This window comes from Blastococcus sp. CT_GayMR20, assembly GCF_004570345.1.
Genome location: NZ_SPQM01000014.1, coordinates 45,714 through 62,079, shown reverse-complemented (window position 1 = coordinate 62,079; position 16,366 = coordinate 45,714). Strand labels below are relative to the sequence as shown.

Sequence of the window (16,366 nt, the reverse complement as noted above, 5' to 3'; positions counted from 1 at the left end):
AGCGCGTCGAGCTCCGCCAGGGTGCGTTCGCGCCGGTGGTGCCGGTCGGCCACGGCGCGCGCCGCCGCGAGTTCTGCATCGACCATGGCTGCGTCGGCGGCGGCTGCCTCGGCCGCGGCGGCGGCCGACTCGAGCCCGGCCGCGGCGGTCGCCCGGACAGCGGCGACCCACGGGGCGACAGCCCCGCCGGCCCCTCCCCCGACGAGCTCGGGGGCCAGCGCCTCGGGCACGTCGACGTCGGCCACCTGGGCCACCCGGGCCAGCAGGGTGCTCAGCCGGGCCCGCTGGACGGCGACCAGATCGCGGGCGCGGGCACGCTCGTCTGCCAGCCAGGTCTCGGCCGAGGCGAACCGGTCGACGTCGAAGAGGGTGCGGAGCAGGTCGCCACGCTGTTCCGGCTCCGCCCGCAGGAACCGCGCGAAGTCCCCCTGGGGCAGCAGCACCACCTGGCAGAACTGGTGGACGTCGAGGCCGAGGCGGGTGCGGAGGTGCTCCGACCCCTCGTCGATCCGGGTGCTCACCGGCTCCCAGCCACCCTCGGTGAGGCGCTGCACGGTGAGCTTCGCCTGCTCCGTCGTCCAGCCCTCGCCGCGCTTTTTGGGGCGCTGCTGCTCGGGACGGCGGACGACGCGCAGCCGCTCCCCGGCGAGCGTCAGCTCGCAGGAGACCTCCGTGCGGGTCGCGTCGTCGGCGTGGTCGCTGCGGAGGCGCTTCTCCTCGCCGCGGGCTCCCGGCACCGTGCCGTAGAGCGCGAAGACCACGGCGTCGAGCAGGGTCGTCTTGCCCGCGCCGGTCGGCCCCCACAGCAGGAAGAGGCCGTCCCGGCCGACGTCGTCGAAGTCGACGTGCTCGGTGCCGGCGAACGGGCCGAAGGCGGTCAGCGACAGCCGGTGCAGCCTCACGTCGCCGCCTCCACGCGGTCCGCCGCGCCGAGCGCCCGGGCGAGCAGCTCGCGCTCGGCCGGGGTGGTGCCGACGCCGCGGACGTGGCTGACGAACTCACCGGCGACGTCGAGGTCGCTGCGGCCGCGCATCCGCTCCTGGTAGCTGCGGCCGTCGGCGACCGTCCCGGTGCCGGTCCACTCCAGGTGGACGCAGTGCGGGAAGCGGGTCTGCAGCCGGCGCATCGGGTCGGCCGGGCGGATCTCGTCGGTCAGCCGGGCGGAGACGAAATGGCCCTCGAACCGGGCGTGCGCCGGGTCGGCGAGCAGGTCCGCGAGCTCGCCCACGAGGATCGTCAGCGGGCGGGGCACGGGCAGCGGCAGGGGCCGCACCTCGGCCAGACCGGACGCGTCGAGATCGACCAGCCAGACGAGCTTCTCCTGGCCGGCCTCGCCGAACGAGTACGACATGGGCGATCCGCTGTAGCGCATGCGCGGGGAGAGCGTCTGCGGACGGTGCAGGTGACCCAGGGCGACGTAGTCGACGCCGTCGAAGACCGACGCCGGGACCAGGTCGACGCCGCCGACGCAGATGTCGCGCTCGCTCTCGCTGGCGACACCGCCCCCGACGAAGGCGTGGGAGAGCACGACCGACCGGGCGCCGGGCCGGAGGAAGAGGTCGGCGCGGACGCGGTCCATCGCCGCGGCGAGCACCGCCTCGTGGCTGCGGGCGTCCTGCAGGCCCAGCTCGTGGCGGGCGACCTCCGGCTCGAGGAAGGGCAGGCCGTAGATCGCGACGTCCCCGTGATCGTCGGACAGCATCACCGGCTCGTCGAGCGTGCGCGTCGAGGCGCGGACGTGCAGGCCCGCGGCGGAGAGCAGGCCGGAGAACGTGCCCAGCCGGCGGGCGGAGTCATGGTTGCCGGGCGTCAGGACGACGGCGGCGCCGGCCTTCAGCAGCCGCCCGACGACCCGGTCGAGGACGCCGGTGGCGTCGGCCGACGGCACAGCCCGGTCGTAGACGTCACCGGCCACCACCACGACGTCCACCGACTCGGCGGCGACCACGCGAGCCAGGCCGCTCAGCACCGCCTCCTGCTCGGCGAGCAGATCGGTGCCGTGCAACGACCGACCGAGGTGCCAGTCGGAGGTGTGCAGCAGCCGCATGCCCCGGACGGTAGGTCGCGGTACCGACAGAACCGGTCCAGGCGCGCCGTGACCGATCCGTCACATCGGGACGCAGCGCGTCAGGACGGTCAGAAGCGGGTGGTGTGGTGCCCGGCCTCGTCCCCGCGGACGGAGGAGCCGTCCCCGCGGATGTAGCCCGCGCTCTCCTGCGCCCGCCGGTCGGCGTCCTCCTCGACCATGTGGTTGAGCAGTTGCTGGACGCCGTCGCTGTCGGGGATCTGCCGGAGCACCGTGGCCCCGCTGTCGCCGGCCGACTCGATCGTGAGCGTGCCGGAGTTGATGATCCGCTCCCACAGCGTCTGGGTGAACGAGACGTCGGTGATCCGCGAGAGCGCGAGGTCGCGTCCCCGTCGGGCGAGGATCCCCTCCCGGAACAGCAGCCGGTGCGTGGTGACCACGTAGTGCGTCGTCCGCCAGCGCAGCAACGGCACGAGGACGGCGAACAGCAGGAGGACGACGGCGATCGCCAGGACCAGCATCCGCAGCAGGCCCTGCTGCCGTCCGGCGGGGATCAGCGCGGTGCCGAACGAGGCGGCACCGACGACCACCAGCAGCCGGACGACCGGCCAGAAGATGGTCATCCAGTGCGGATGCAGGTGCTGGACGACGTCCTCGTCGTCGGCCAGGAGCTTCTCCGGATAGGGCATCCCGCCAGGATGACGCATGTTCCTGGTTGTGCCGCCGATCCGGGCGCCGAGGCCGAACCGGCCGTCACACCCGCCGCACGTGCCGCACGTCGCCGGACGCCAGCTCGACCGTCCCCTGCGCGGTCGCCACGACCAGCCGGCCGTCCCAGTCGACGGCCTGCGCGGTCCCCTCGAGCGTCGACCCGTCGGGGAGGCTCACGGCCACCTCGGTGCCGACGGTCGAGGACCACGCGAGGTAGTCCTGCGCGAGTCCGGACGAGACGGGGTCGCCGAGGACGTCGGTCCACCGCAGGTAGCGACGCTCCAGCGCACGGAGGAAGGCCAGCAGCAGGGGGGCGCGGTCGACCGTCGCGCCGGTGACCCGCGACAGCGACGTCCCGGTGTCCGGGAGCTCCGCAGCGGTCGTGGACACGTTGAGCCCGACCCCGACGACGACGGCGGTGCCGCTCACCTCCGCCAGGATCCCGGCCAGCTTGCGGCCGTCGGCGGCCAGCAGGTCGTTGGGCCACTTGAGGGACGGCAGCACGCCGGTCATCTCCGCGACCGACTCCGCCAGGGCCACCCCGGTGAGCAATGGGAGCCAGCCGCGCCGGGCGGCGGGGACGTCGGGACGCAGCAGCAGCGAGACGGTGAGCCCCGCGCGGGGCGGGGACGTCCACACGCGGTCGAGCCGGCCCCGGCCGGTCACCTGGTGCTCGGCGATCAGGACCGTGCCGTCGGGCGCGTCCTGACCGGCGCGGGCGAGCAGTTCGGCGTTGGTGGAGCCGATCTCGGGCACCACCTCCAGCGACCGCCAGAGGCCGCTGTTCCGGATCAGGGCGGCGGCGAGGGCCGGGCCGTCGAGGGCCGGGCGCTCCAGGTCGGACCAGCGCGAGGACGGGGCATCGGGCACGGAGCCACGCTACGGCGCGGGTCCGTGCTGACCGGCGGGTGCGTGGCCCGGGATGCACGAACAGGTGGGGCGGACACCGCCGGGATGAGGGCGTCTCGAGGCCTCGCTTACGCTACGGCGCTGTGAGCGCCGCCGAGCTGGAGAACGCCGGAGAGCACGTCCCCGGCGACATCGACATCCACACGACCGCCGGGAAGCTGGCCGACTTCGAGCGGCGCGTGGAGGAGGCGACGCACGCCGGCTCCGAGCGCGCCGTGGAGAAGCAGCACGCCGCCGGCAAGATGACCGCCCGCGAGCGGATCGAGGCCCTGCTGGACCCGGGCTCGTTCACCGAGTTCGACGAGTTCGCGCGGCACCGGTCCACCAACTTCGGGATGGAGTCCAAGCGCCCCTTCGGCGACGGCGTCGTCACCGGCTACGGGACCGTCGACGGCCGGCCGGTGGCCATCTTCTCGCAGGACGTGACCGTCTTCGGCGGCAGCCTCGGCGAGGTCTACGGCGAGAAGATCGTGAAGATCCTCGACTTCGCGGTGAAGAACGGCTGCCCGATGATCGGCATCAACGAGGGCGGCGGCGCGCGGATCCAGGAGGGCGTGGTCTCCCTCGGCCTCTACGGCGAGATCTTCCAGCGCAACGTGCACGCCTCCGGCGTCGTCCCGCAGATCTCGCTGGTGATGGGCCCAGCGGCCGGCGGGCACGTCTACTCCCCTGCGCTCACCGACTTCGTCGTCATGGTCGACAAGACCAGCCAGATGTTCATCACCGGGCCGGACGTCGTGAAGACGGTGACCGGCGAGGACGTCTCCCTCGAGGAGCTCGGCGGCGCCCGCACGCACAACACCAAGTCCGGCGTCGCCCACTACCTCGCCGAGGACGAGGCCGACGCCCTCGACTACGTCAAGGCACTGCTGTCCTACCTGCCCAGCAACAACCTCGACCCCCTCCCGGCGCTGGACGTCGCCCCGGTCGAGACAGTCCTGCCGGACGCGCTGACCGACTCCGACCTCGAGCTCGACACCTTCATCCCCGACTCCGCGAACACGCCCTACGACATGCACACCGTCATCGAGCACGTCGTCGACGACGGCGAGTTCCTCGAGGTGCAGCCGCTGTTCGCGCCGAACATCCTCATCGGCTTCGGCCGGATCGAGGGCCGGCCGGTCGGGATCGTGGCCAACCAGCCCACCCAGTTCGCCGGCACCCTCGACATCGACGCGAGCGAGAAGGCCGCGCGGTTCGTGCGCACGTGCGACGCGTTCAACGTCCCGGTGCTGACCTTCGTCGACGTCCCCGGCTTCCTGCCGGGGACGTCCCAGGAGTGGGAGGGCATCATCCGTCGCGGCGCGAAGCTGATCTACGCCTACGCCGAGGCCACGGTCCCGCTGGTCACGGTGATCACCCGCAAGGCCTACGGCGGCGCCTACGACGTCATGGGGTCCAAGCACCTCGGCGCCGACGTCAACCTCGCGTGGCCGAGCGCGCAGATCGCCGTCGTCGGGGCCCAGGGCGCGGTCGGGATCCTGTACCGCAAGGAGCTCGCCGCTGCCGACGATCCCGACACCCGGCGCGCGGAGCTGATCGCCGAGTACGAGGACACCCTGGCCAACCCCTACATCGCGGCCGACCGTGGCTACGTCGACGCGGTGATCCCGCCGTCGCACACGCGCGTGCAGGTCACCAAGGCGCTCCGGGTCCTGGCGAACAAGCGGGAGACGCTGCCGCCCAAGAAGCACGGGAACATCCCGCTGTGACCGAGGAGCCCCGTCCGCTGCTGCGGATCGTCACGGGCGAGCCCTCCGCCGAGGAGCTCGCGGCGCTGACCGTCGTCGTCGCCGCGCTCTCGCAGCGCCGCGCACGTCGCCGTCCGGCTCCCGTCGGCGCCTGGGCGTCCTACGGAGCGGCCCACCGCCGTCCCCTCCCCGTCGGTGTCGGCGGCTGGCGGGCCGCGGGAGGCGCGCGATGAGCTCCGACCGCAGGCTCGTGCTCGCTTCCGCGTCCCCGGCCCGCCTGTCGCTGCTGCGCCAGGCCGGTCTCTCCCCGGAGGTCGTGGTCAGTCAGGTCGACGAGTCGACCGTGACGGCACCGCGGGTCGCCGAGCAGGTGGCCCTCCTCGCCGCGGCCAAGGCGGCGGCGGTCGCCAAGCAGGAGACCGACGCGCTCGTCATCGGGGCGGACTCCCTGCTCGAGTTCGGCGGCAAGCCGCTCGGCAAGCCGGACGATGCCGCGCAGGCCCGTGACCGCTGGCAGCGGATGAGCGGCCGCTCCGGGATCCTGCACACCGGCCAGGCGTTGTTCGACGTCGTCGACGGGGCGGTCGTCAGCCGCGACATCGCCGTCGCGTCGACGGTCGTGTACTTCACGACGCCGACGGCGGCGGAGATCGAGGCCTACCTGGCCACCGGTGAGCCACTGGCCGTGGCCGGTGCGTTCACGCTCGACGGGCTCGGGGCCCCGTTCGTGCGCCGCGTCGAGGGCGACCCGGCCGCGGTGGTAGGCCTGTCCCTCACCGTGCTGCGCACGCAGCTGGCGAAGCGCGGTCTAGCCATCACCGACCTCTGGCGCCGCTGACCGAGGCCGTCGGCCGAGGAGCTCGGCGTCCGGCGACAGCGCCAGACAGTCGTAGTCGGCATCCGTGGACGCGATGCGCTCCCGCATCCGGTCCGCCGGGGCCGGCCGCGGGCTGTCCCATTCGGGCCGCTCCCCGACGCGGAGCAGGAACTCCTGGTAGCCGCGTTCCGTGAGCAGGTCGAGCACCGCGTCGATGCTCTCGCGGTTGACCTCGAAGAACACCAGGGGCCGGCCGTGGGTCAGCCCCCGGACGACCGCAGCCTCGTGCCCCTCGACATCGATCTTGATCAGGACGGGCCGCCCGTGCTCGCCCACCAGCGAATCCATGGTCCGCAGGGGTACACGGATGCTGGTCGTCCACTCGAGCTCGGCGCCCGCACCGACGGCGCCCCCGGTGGCGCGCGTCTCCTCGAGCGTGGCCAGTGCGTCCGCGGTCGTGCAGTAGAGCGTCGCCTCGCCGTCATGGTCCGAAAGAGCGGTCGCCACCACTGTCACGTCCCGGTCGGACCGATAACGCCGCCGCAGATGGGCGGCCAGGCGGGGCTGCGGCTCCACCGCCACCACGCGGGCGCCGCAGTCCCGGAACGCGGCGGTGAACTCACCGATGTTCGCCCCCACGTCGAAGACGAGGTCACCGGGACGGATCAGGTCCGAGAACAGGGCTCGCTGATTGCGTCTGGTGCCCACGACCTTGCGCCCGACGTTCCGGAGGTGGAAGTACACCCGCGGCGTCCGCGTGAGCAGAATCCGGTGGATGGCAAGCATCCGCGCAGGCTAGACGCGCGTGCCGCGCCGCGGTGCCCCGTCGATCATGAGGTGGGGGGCACGACCCTGTGCGGGGGGTCCCGGCAACCTGGCGGACGCCCGCGCGGGACCACTGACTACAGTCCCACCGGTCCGACTTCGAGGGAGAACGCCGGTGCAGAAGGTCCTGATCGCCAACCGCGGAGAGATCGCGGTGCGCGTGGCTCGTGCGTGCAAGGACGCCGGGCTGACCAGCGTGGCCGTCTACGCCGAGCCCGACCGCGACGCCCTGCACGTCCGCGCCGCCGACGAGGCGTTCGCCCTGGGGGGCACGACGCCCGGCGACTCCTACCTCGTCATCGAGAAGATCCTCGACGCCGCCCAGCGATCCGGCGCCGACGCGATCCACCCCGGCTACGGCTTCCTGTCCGAGAACGCCGACTTCGCCCAGGCCGTCATCGACGCCGGGCTGACGTGGATCGGTCCCTCGCCGGAGGCGATCATCGCCCTCGGGGACAAGGTGCAGGCCCGGCACATCGCGACCAAGGCCGGCGCGCCGCTCGTGCCCGGCACCAAGGACCCGGTCGGTGGGGCCGACGAGGTCGTCGCCTTCGCCGAGGAGCACGGGCTCCCCGTGGCCATCAAGGCCGCGTTCGGCGGCGGTGGGCGCGGCCTGAAGGTCGCCCGCACCAAGGAGGAGATCCCCGAGCTGTTCGACTCCGCCGTCCGTGAGGCGGTGTCGGCGTTCGGCCGCGGCGAGTGCTTCGTCGAGCGCTTCCTCGACAAGCCTCGCCACGTCGAGGCCCAGGTCCTGGCCGACACCCACGGCAACGTGGTCGTCGTCGGCACCCGCGACTGCTCGCTGCAGCGGCGCAACCAGAAGCTCGTCGAAGAAGCGCCGGCCCCGTTCCTCACCGACGACCAGCGGTCCCGCATCCACGAGTCGGCCAAGGCCATCTGCGCCGAGGCCGGCTACTACGGCGCCGGCACCGTCGAGTACCTCGTGGGCGCCGACGGCTCCATCTCCTTCCTCGAGGTGAACACCCGACTGCAGGTCGAGCACCCGGTCAGCGAGGAGACCAGCGGCATCGACCTGGTCCGCCAGCAGTTCCGCATCGCCGACGGCCTGCCGCTGGAGATCACCGAGGATCCGACGCCGCGCGGGCACAGCATCGAGTTCCGCATCAACGCCGAGGACGCCGGGCGCAACTTCATGCCCGCCCCCGGACCGGTGAACCGGCTCGAGATCCCGCAGGGGCCCGGCGTGCGCTGGGACTCGGGGGTGGAGACCGGCGGCGAGGTGGCGGGCGCCTTCGACTCGATGCTCGCCAAACTGATCGTCACGGGGGCCACCCGCGAGGAGGCCCTCCAGCGCGCCCGCCGGGCCCTGGACGAGCTGGTCGTCGAGGGCATGCCGACGGTGATCCCCTTCCACCGGGCCGTCGTCCGCGACGAGGCCTTCACCAGCGAGCCGTTCACGGTCCACACCCGGTGGATCGAGACCGAGTGGGACAACCAGGTGCCGCCCTACGACGCCGCGCCGACCGAGCCGGCCGAGGAGGCGCCCCGCCAGACCGTCGTGGTCGAGGTCGGCGGCCGACGCCTCGAGGTGTCCCTGCCCGCAGGCCTGGCCGCCGGCGGTGGCGGCCCCGCGGGCGCGACCGCCAAGCCGCGCAGGCGCGGAGGCGGCGGCACCGGTTCGGGTGCCTCGGGCGACACCCTGACGACGCCGATGCAGGGGACGATCGTCAAGGTCGCCGTCGAGGACGGCGCCACCGTCGAGGCCGGCGACCTGATCGTCGTCCTCGAGGCGATGAAGATGGAGCAACCGATCGCCGCGCACAAGGCCGGGACGATCTCCGGCCTGAGTGCGGAGGTCGGCGCCGCGGTCACCAGCGGCGCGGTCATCTGCACCATCTCCAACTCCGCGGAGTAGATCGCGGCCGCGGCGGCGGGCCCGATCCGCCGGGCGCGAGGGGTTCCGGGACAGGGCTTCAGTTCGGCCGCGGGACGGCCGATGTGGGTGGGACAGCACACGTCCCGAGGAGCTCCTTCGTGTCCCGCAGCATCGCATCTCCCGCCCGGCCCATCTCGACCGCTGCAGTCCTCCTGGCGGCGGCGCTGGTGGGCACGGCTGTCGGCGGCACGCCCGCCCGGGCAGAGGCTCCCGGTGGCGGCAGTGCCGCGGCCGCTCCCTCCGTCGCCCCCGATCCGGATTCGCTGACCCAGCCGGGCGGAGAGCTGAACAGCGTGTCGGCGATCGTCCTGACCGACGAGGGCGCCGAGGTGATCACCCGCACGGCCGCACCGGCCGAGTTGGACGCGGTGACCGCCGAGCTGGAGGCGCTCCCCGGTGCGATCGAGGTGGCCGTCGACGTGCCGGTCGCGCTCGCCGCCGACCCCCTCCGCTCCCAGCAGTGGGGCCTGACCGACCTGGGCATCGACCGGTTGCCCGTCGGCGCCCCCGACGGGACGGGCGTCGTCGTCGCCGTCCTGGACACCGGTGTCATGGCCGGCCACGAGGACCTCTCCGGCCGGGTGCTGTGCGGCCAGGGAGCCGACTTCGCGCTCGACGCGGCCACGGCCGACCCGGCCGGGGACGGCTGCGTCGACCCGAACGGCCACGGCACCCACGTCGCCGCGCAGATCTCGGCGGTGACCGGCAACGCCGCAGGTATCGACGGCATCAGCAACGCGACGGTCCTGCCCGTCCGCGTGCTCGATGCCGCCGGCAACGGGACCTCCGGAACCGTCGTACAGGGCATCACCTATGCCGTCGACAACGGCGCGGACGTCATCAACATGAGCCTGGCCGGACCGTACAGCGCGGCGTACGACGCAGCCGTGCAGTACGCCGTCGACCACGGCGTCGTGGTCGTCGCCGCGGCCGGGAACAACCGCCAGACCGGCAACGCCGTGAACTACCCTGCCGCCTCCCCGGGGGCCATCGCCGTGGCCGCCACCGACGGCAGCCGGGTCTCCGCCTCCTTCAGCTACCGCGGCCCCACCAACCTCGTCTCCGCACCTGGGGTCGACATCATCTCGGCCCAGACCGGTGGCGGTTACGCCTACATGAGCGGCACATCCATGGCCGCCCCCTACGTCGCCGGGATCCTCGCCCGCTACCGCCAGGCACATCCGGGCAGCTCGCCGGCACAGGTGCGGGCAGCCGTCGCGGCGACCGCGAACGACCTGGAGACGCCCGGGCGGGACAGCAGTACCGGTCACGGCCTGATCGACGTGTACGAACTGCTCGCCTCGGCGGCCCCCGGTGCGCCGGCGTCCGTGACGGCTCAGCCGGGCGTCGGCAGCGCCACCGTGTACTGGACCCCCGCAGCCGACAACGGCAGCCCGGTCAGCAGCTACCGGATCACCATCAGCCCCGGTGGCACGTCGGTGACGCACGCCGGTGCCGGACCCGCCGTGCTCTACGGGCTCGCGCCGGGCGTCGCCCACAGCTTCACCGTCACAGCCACCAACTGGGCCGGGACCGGTCCGGCCTCGCCGGCCAGTGCCTCGGTGGTCCCGCTGTACGCCGACGGGGTGCGGCGGTACGTCACCAAGGTCTACGGCGACCTGTTCCAACGGACCCCGGACGCGATCGGGTTGAACGACTGGACGAGCTCGCTCACCCGGGGGACGCCCTACGGGGCGGTCGCCAACGGCATCACCTACAGCCGGGAGTTCCGGAGCCGCCTCATCACGGGCTCCTACCAGCGCTACCTGAGCCGCGTGCCGGACGCGCCCGGCCTCGAGGGCTGGCTGACCGAGATGGACCGCGGGCTGCACATCGAGCAGATGCAGGCCGGCTTCATCTCGTCGATGGAGTTCTACCTGCAGTCCGGCGCGAACGACCGGCAGTGGGTCGCCAACCTGTACCGGACCGTGCTGAAGCGGCCGGCGGCGCCCAGCGAGGTCGACTTCTGGTCGGCGCAGATCCGCGCCGGCGCCAGTCACCGCGGCGTGGCCCTCGGCTTCCTGTACTCGACCGAGTACCTCCAGTCGGTGGTCGACGGCTACTACCGCACCCTCCTGCAACGCGGCATCGACCCCTCGGGCATCTCCACCTGGGTGACGGCGATCCAACGGGGTGCACGCGACGAGGAGATCATCGCCTTCATCGTCTCCAGCGCCGAGTACCGGATGAAGGTCTGACGCAGGTAGGCCCGAGCCCGCTCAGCGAGCGCGGAGCGTCCTGCCCCTGAGCCGCTGGACCAGGAGCAGCGTCGTGGCCGCCAGCACTGTGGCGGCGCCCGCCGCAAGGAGGCCGTTGCCGTGGCCGCTGCTCGTGGCCGCGGACTCCAGAGCCGAGGCGGCACGCAGGAGCGGGGCCCCCTCCTGGGGCGCCCCTACGAGGCCGGCCGCGTCGGCCGCCTGAGGTGCAGCGGCCGGGCCGGCTGCGGGCATGACGGTGCCGGTCGCCGTCCCGGCCGGGCGGGCGGCCACGCTCGGGCCGTTCGGCGGGGTGGGCGTGACGGTCAGGACCGCGCCCGCAGCGGACAGGCTCTCCACCACGACCGTGAAGTCGCCGCCGGAGACCGGCAGGGATGCACCGACGGGCAGCGCCGAGGCGAAGTCCCCGTCCCAGGCGGCCGCCGCAACCGGGGTGCCGTCCAGGAGCACGGACGTGTCGGGGAACCCCTCGGCGCGGCGCAGCAGCACGCCGGTCTCCAGCCGGTACCGGTTGGCCGCCGTCCCGAGCCAGGCGTCGCGGCCCGTGGCCGTCCGGTACTCGAGCCAGTAGTCGACGCCCTCGGCGTCGGTGAGTCGCAGGGCACGCACCGCGGCGCGGGTGGAGAACGGCGCGAGCGTGACCCTGGTGGCGTTGCCCGCCGTCGTCAACGTCTGCTGCTCGGAGCCCGGCAGCACGCCCAGCCGACTGGCCTGCGGCGCGTTCAGCGAGCCGAGCTGGGACCACGAGACGCCCATGACGTCGTAGAGGTCGCGGTAGGCCGCGGTGCGGCAGGACGCCGACTCGACCGCCGCGTCGCACTGGCGGCCCGAGGAGTGGCCCAGCCCGAAGTTGTGCCCCAGCTCGTGGACGATCACCGAGGTCACGGTGTCCCGCACGTACAGCCGACCGCCCGAGGTCGGGGACGATCCGACCTCCGCCAGCGCGTAGTTGCAGGCCGTGGCCGCACTGCTGACGTAGAGCATGAGGTGCCGACCCGGGCCGGGGACGAAGCCCACCGTTCCGGCCACCTCGGTCCACAGTGCCGTCGGGTCCGCACACCCGGCCACCGGCGTGACCCAGTCGGGCACGGCGGTCGTGACGCCGACCTGGATCGCGCCGTTGCTCTGCTCGTACCAGAAGTCCGCTACCGGCCCGTCGACGGCGTCGACCAGCTGCTGTGCGCTGACGCTGTCCCTGCCGACGCCGTCCGGGTTCACGCGGACGACCGTCACCTGGTTGGTGAGCCCGGCCGGGTTGCGCAGGACCGGGGGAACCGGGGCCCGGGCGACGATCTGCGCGGACTCCACGTCGTGCAGGGGGTCCTCGGTGTCGTCCTCGGCGTCCGGGGCGACGGTGACCTGCAGGGTGGTCCCGGTAGGGATGCCCTCGACGTCCTCGGTGGGGATGCGGACGGCGTCCCCCTCGGCCGTCTGCAGCCAGCTGATCGGCGCCTCAGCCTCGTGGTCGGCCTCGTGGTCCGCCTCGTGGCTCTCGGGCCAGGCCTGCACGAGCTGCCCGACGACCGTGCCGCTGACCGGGGCCTCCGCGTGCGCCACGCCGCCCGGGATGGTGACCGCCGCCACGGCGGAGGCCACCGCGAGTGAGCGCAGCAGACGACGGGAGGGGGCGACGGCGCACCGGACAGAAGGCATCCACTGTTCCATCGGCGGCCCCGACGCCCATCGGCACCGCGACACCGATATTGAGCGGAACGCTCGTCACAGTGGACTCATCCACCGCGCGGCCCACAGGGGACACGCGGAACCGGCCTCAGGCGAGGTGGTCGGCGCCCATCAGGCGTCGCCCGGCCTCGGTGATCGAGCCGGACAGCGAGGGGTAGATCGCGAACGTCTGCGCCAGGTCGGCGACCGTCAGGCCCTTCGTGACGGCGAGCGAGATCGGCAGGACGAGCTCCGAGGCGCCCGGTGAGACGACGACGCCTCCCATGATCACACCGGTGGAGCGCCGGGCGAAGAGCTTGACGAAGCCGTCGTGCAGGTCGCTCATCTTGGCCCGGGCGTTCGTGGCCAGCGGCAGGCGGAGCACCTCGATGTCGGTGTCGTCGGGCAGGCCCTTCTCCTGGACGCCGACGGTGGCGATCTCCGGGTGGGTGAAGACGTTGGCCGACACGGTCTTGAGCCGGATCGGCGCCACCGCCTCGCCCAGGGCGTGCCACATGGCGATCCGGCCCTGCATGGCGGCGACCGAGGCGAGCTGGAAGACGCCGGTGACGTCGCCGGCGGCGTAGATGCCGGGCACCGACGTCCGAGAGACCCGGTCGACGACGACGTGCCCCGACTCGGTGACCGCGACCCCGCAGTGCTCGAGGTTGAGCCCCGCCGTGTTCGGGACCGTGCCCACGGTCATCAGGGCGTGCGAGCCCTCGACGGTGCGGCCGTCGGTCAGCTCGACGAGGACGCCCTTCTCCGTGCGCTGCACCGAAGCTGCCCGGCCTCTCTCGGCGATCTTGCCGCCCCGGGACTGGAAGACCTTCTCGACCACGGCCGCGGCGTCGGCGTCCTCACCGGGGAGGACCTGGTCGCGGGAGGAGACCAGCGTGACGGGCACCCCGGCCTCCAGGTACCCGGACGCGAATTCCGCCCCGGTGACGCCGGAGCCGACGACCACGAGGTGCTCGGGCATCTCCTCCAGGTCGTAGACGTCGCGCCAGTCGAGGATGCGCTCTCCGTCGGGCTCGGCACCGGCCAGCACCCGCGGATCGGCACCGGTGGCGATGAGGACGACGTCGCTCTCCAGCTCCTCGGCGACCTGGCCCTGCGCGTCCACGACCTCGACCTCGTGCGCGGCCAGGCCGCGGATGTCGTCGGAGAGCCGCCCCTGACCGGAGAGGATCCGGACGCCCTCGTTCGCCAGGCGGGCGTGGATGTCGGCCGACTGCGCCATGGCCAGACCCTTGACGCGGTGGTTGACCGACGCCAGGTCCAGGTTGACGGTCGCCAGCTCGGCGCCCTGCAACCCGAGGACGGCGGAGTAGCGGACCGACGTCATGGCGCCGGCCGCGGCGATGAGGGTCTTGGACGGGACGCAGTCGGTCAGCACGCTGGCGCCACCGATGCCGTCCCGCTCGATGACGGTGACCTCGGCACCGAGCTGCGCGGCGACGAGCGCGGCCTCGTAGCCGGCCGGTCCGCCGCCGATGATGACGATGCGGGTCATGGGTCCTTCCCCGGTGCTGGAGCGATGTTCGCCGGTCATTCTCCCCGGTGCCGTCCGCCCGCGCTGTGACGCGCGTCCTTCGGCCTGCCGTCGACAGGGAGTTAGTGTCGGCCCGATGGGTCTCTACGCCGCGTACGGATCCAACATGGATCCCGCACAGATGCTGCGCCGCTGCCCCTCCTCGCCGCACACCGGCACCGGTTGGATCCGCGGATGGCGGCTCACCTTCGGTGCCGAGGAGTTCGGGTGGGAGGGCGCGCTCGCGACCCTCGTGCCCGACGACGAGGGCCGCGACGGCGTGTTCGTCGCCCTCTACGACCTGACCGACGCCGACGAGCGCGCGCTCGACGTCTGGGAGGGCGCCGACCACGACCTCTACCGGAAGCTGCACCTGCGGGTGCACACGCTGGCCGGCGACGTCGTGGCCTACGTCTACGTGCTAGACGCCTTCGAGGGCGGCCTGCCGTCGGCCCGGCACCTGGGCGGGATCGCCGACGCGGCCGAGGCCGCCGGTGCGCCGACCGACTACGTCACCGCCGTGCGCTCCCGGGAGTGCCGCTCCACCGGGATCTAGGTCGCCTCAGCGGGCGACGTGGAACCTCACCAGGCCGAACTCGGTCATGGCCTCGCCCAGGTAGGTCGTCCCCGCGGCGGTGAGGTACTCGGCGCAGTCGGACGTGGTCACGATCGGGAAGAGGGCAGCATCCGGATGGTCCCGGAGCACCCCCGAGGCGGTGCAGAGGACGCCGTCGGCCCCTGGCCCGTACTCCACGTCGAGCGCGTAGTTGAGGTGAGGCGGGAGGAGGAGGTAAACGTCGCCGTACCGCCCGGACAGGTCCTCGACGATCACCGTGGCGTCGTCCGGCACGTCCTCGCGCACCGCAGCGACCGCCGTGATCAGCTCATCCTGAGCGGAAGAGTAGGCGGCCCATCGCAGATATCCGGCGGCCGCGCCCAGCGCGGTTGCGACCAGCGCAACCGCGAGGAGGCCCCGTGCGACGGCCCCGCTGGCCGGGAGGCGGTCCGCCACGCTGCAGGCGACGACCCACAGGAGAACCCCCACGGGAAGGACGACACGTTCGGGATCGTTCAGGTGGAACGTGTTCGACGCGTAGGCCAGCGCCGCCAAGGGCGAGGCTGCGACGAGGCCCAGGAGGCCCCAGACCTGCCAGGGCCGGAGCCGGCCGTGCAGCCCCAGTGCGATGACGGCCACCGCCACGGCGGCCATCAGGATGAGCAGGCCTCCGCCGTGCAGCAGCAGCGTCCGGAGCACGGCGCGCACGGACGCGACCGGGTCCGTGAGCCCGCCCGACATCAACCGCGACTCGTAGGAGTCCGGCACCACCCGTGGGGCGATGATGATCGACCACACCAGGACGGCGCCCACCGCTGCGGTGGTCACGAGAACGAGCTTCGCGCCCAGTCGGGGCATCCCCTGGGACACCGCGAGCACGACCGACGCCATCACGAGAGCAGCCGCCGGCCCCTGGTACGTCAGCAGGCCGACGACGACGGCGATGACGGCCGGCACCGACCAGAGAGACCGCCCCGTCCCGAGGAAGCGGAGGGACGCTCCCAACCAGACCACGACACCGAGCACCGAGACCTGCGCCGGCATGAACCGGAGGACGTCGCCCGCGACCCACCAGGGGTGGAGGGCGATGAGGAGCCCGAGGGCCCAGCGCGTCCACCAGCACTCGACCAGCGGCCTCAGCGCCCACATCGCGACGAAGAACTGGGCTACTCCGACCGCCGCCAGCACCGCGTAGGGACCGAGGACGCCACCGTCCGACAGCACCATGCCGAGGTAGTGCGGCAGGAGGTGGAACGGGCGCCCCAGGGTAGCGGGGAGGCTGGCGTAGAGGCTCGCCAACCCGTCGGCCTCCCAGTTCGCGGCCAGGTTCCAGTCCTCGAGCATCGCCCCCTGCCACGGCCGGAAGTGCAGGCCCGCGACGGCGAGGCCGCCGAGCACGACGAGGACTCGCCGGAGCAGGACCGCCCGCGCGGGTGTCGTCGGAGCGGGCTGGTCCGCGGCGTGGAGTTCCTCGACCTGGAGATCGTTGAGCTCGCGGGACGTGAGACTGGAGGTCATCGGG

14 protein-coding genes are annotated in these 16,366 nt (G+C 73.0%); 6 read left to right on the top strand and 8 right to left on the bottom strand.

Going from position 1 to position 16,366, the window contains the following annotated elements; translation table 11 throughout:
- The 4 genes from E4P40_RS05985 to E4P40_RS05970 form a co-directional block, all read right to left on the bottom strand.
- On the bottom strand, window positions 1-902 hold a 902-nt coding region (locus tag E4P40_RS05985), incomplete at its 3' end, for an SMC family ATPase (protein ID WP_135157987.1).
- Window positions 899-2,047: an exonuclease SbcCD subunit D gene (locus E4P40_RS05980; RefSeq protein ID WP_135157986.1), complete on the bottom strand. Its 1,149-nt coding sequence runs from the start codon at window positions 2,045-2,047 to the stop codon at window positions 899-901. The genes E4P40_RS05980 and E4P40_RS05985, both read right to left, overlap by 4 nt.
- An 89-nt stretch (window positions 2,048-2,136) precedes the next feature.
- Window positions 2,137-2,715 carry a PH domain-containing protein gene (locus E4P40_RS05975; RefSeq protein ID WP_135157985.1) on the bottom strand — a complete coding sequence of 193 codons (579 nt, stop codon included), beginning with the start codon at window positions 2,713-2,715 and terminating at the stop codon, window positions 2,137-2,139.
- A 64-nt stretch (window positions 2,716-2,779) separates the two neighbouring features.
- On the bottom strand, window positions 2,780-3,607 hold the full coding sequence (locus E4P40_RS05970; RefSeq protein WP_135157984.1) for a biotin--[acetyl-CoA-carboxylase] ligase: 828 nt from the start codon (window positions 3,605-3,607) through the stop codon (window positions 2,780-2,782).
- Window positions 3,608-3,729: 122 nt separating this feature from the next.
- Here E4P40_RS05970 and E4P40_RS05965 point away from each other — a divergent pair, with 122 nt between their 5' ends.
- The 3 genes from E4P40_RS05965 to E4P40_RS05955 are packed head-to-tail and all read left to right on the top strand — an operon-like array spanning window position 3,730 to window position 6,175.
- Window positions 3,730-5,358 carry an acyl-CoA carboxylase subunit beta gene (locus E4P40_RS05965; RefSeq protein ID WP_135157983.1) on the top strand — a complete coding sequence of 543 codons (1,629 nt, stop codon included), beginning with the start codon at window positions 3,730-3,732 and terminating at the stop codon, window positions 5,356-5,358.
- The gene (locus tag E4P40_RS05960) at window positions 5,355-5,570 is read left to right on the top strand and encodes an acyl-CoA carboxylase subunit epsilon (protein WP_135157982.1); all 216 of its coding nucleotides are present in this window, start codon (window positions 5,355-5,357) and stop codon (window positions 5,568-5,570) included. The genes E4P40_RS05965 and E4P40_RS05960 overlap by 4 nt, the downstream gene beginning before the upstream one ends.
- A complete protein-coding gene (locus tag E4P40_RS05955; protein WP_135157981.1) occupies window positions 5,567-6,175 on the top strand; it encodes a Maf family protein in 609 nt (202 codons plus the stop codon). The genes E4P40_RS05960 and E4P40_RS05955 overlap by 4 nt, the downstream gene beginning before the upstream one ends.
- Here the strand turns inward: E4P40_RS05955 and E4P40_RS05950 are convergent.
- On the bottom strand, window positions 6,146-6,940 hold the full coding sequence (locus tag E4P40_RS05950; protein WP_135157980.1) for an FkbM family methyltransferase: 795 nt from the start codon (window positions 6,938-6,940) through the stop codon (window positions 6,146-6,148). The two genes, E4P40_RS05955 and E4P40_RS05950, sit on opposite strands and share 30 nt — an antisense overlap.
- 154 nt (window positions 6,941-7,094) lie before the next feature.
- On the opposite strand from E4P40_RS05950, the gene E4P40_RS05945 reads away from it, so the two are divergent.
- Together E4P40_RS05945 and E4P40_RS05940 are read left to right on the top strand one after the other, a co-directional pair.
- Window positions 7,095-8,855, top strand: a complete 1,761-nt coding sequence (locus tag E4P40_RS05945; RefSeq protein ID WP_135157979.1) for a biotin carboxylase N-terminal domain-containing protein — start codon at window positions 7,095-7,097, stop codon at window positions 8,853-8,855.
- A 119-nt stretch (window positions 8,856-8,974) separates the two neighbouring features.
- Complete coding sequence (locus tag E4P40_RS05940) at window positions 8,975-11,074, top strand: S8 family serine peptidase (RefSeq protein ID WP_135157978.1); 2,100 nt, start codon at window positions 8,975-8,977, stop codon at window positions 11,072-11,074.
- 21 nt (window positions 11,075-11,095) lie between these two features.
- Here E4P40_RS05940 and E4P40_RS05935 read toward each other — a convergent pair whose 3' ends face one another.
- A complete protein-coding gene (locus E4P40_RS05935; protein WP_135157977.1) occupies window positions 11,096-12,688 on the bottom strand; it encodes a hypothetical protein in 1,593 nt (530 codons plus the stop codon).
- A 175-nt stretch (window positions 12,689-12,863) separates the two neighbouring features.
- A complete protein-coding gene (locus E4P40_RS05930) occupies window positions 12,864-14,270 on the bottom strand; it encodes an NAD(P)H-quinone dehydrogenase (protein ID WP_135157976.1) in 1,407 nt (468 codons plus the stop codon).
- A 115-nt stretch (window positions 14,271-14,385) separates the two neighbouring features.
- On the opposite strand from E4P40_RS05930, the gene E4P40_RS05925 reads away from it, so the two are divergent.
- Window positions 14,386-14,844 (top strand): gamma-glutamylcyclotransferase family protein, encoded by a 459-nt coding sequence (locus E4P40_RS05925; RefSeq protein ID WP_135157975.1) that lies wholly within the window; start codon window positions 14,386-14,388, stop codon window positions 14,842-14,844.
- Window positions 14,845-14,850: 6 nt separating this feature from the next.
- Here the strand turns inward: E4P40_RS05925 and E4P40_RS05920 are convergent, their stop codons facing one another.
- Window positions 14,851-16,362 (bottom strand): hypothetical protein, encoded by a 1,512-nt coding sequence (locus E4P40_RS05920; RefSeq protein WP_135157974.1) that lies wholly within the window; start codon window positions 16,360-16,362, stop codon window positions 14,851-14,853.
- Between the last annotated feature and the right edge of the window lie 4 nt (window positions 16,363-16,366).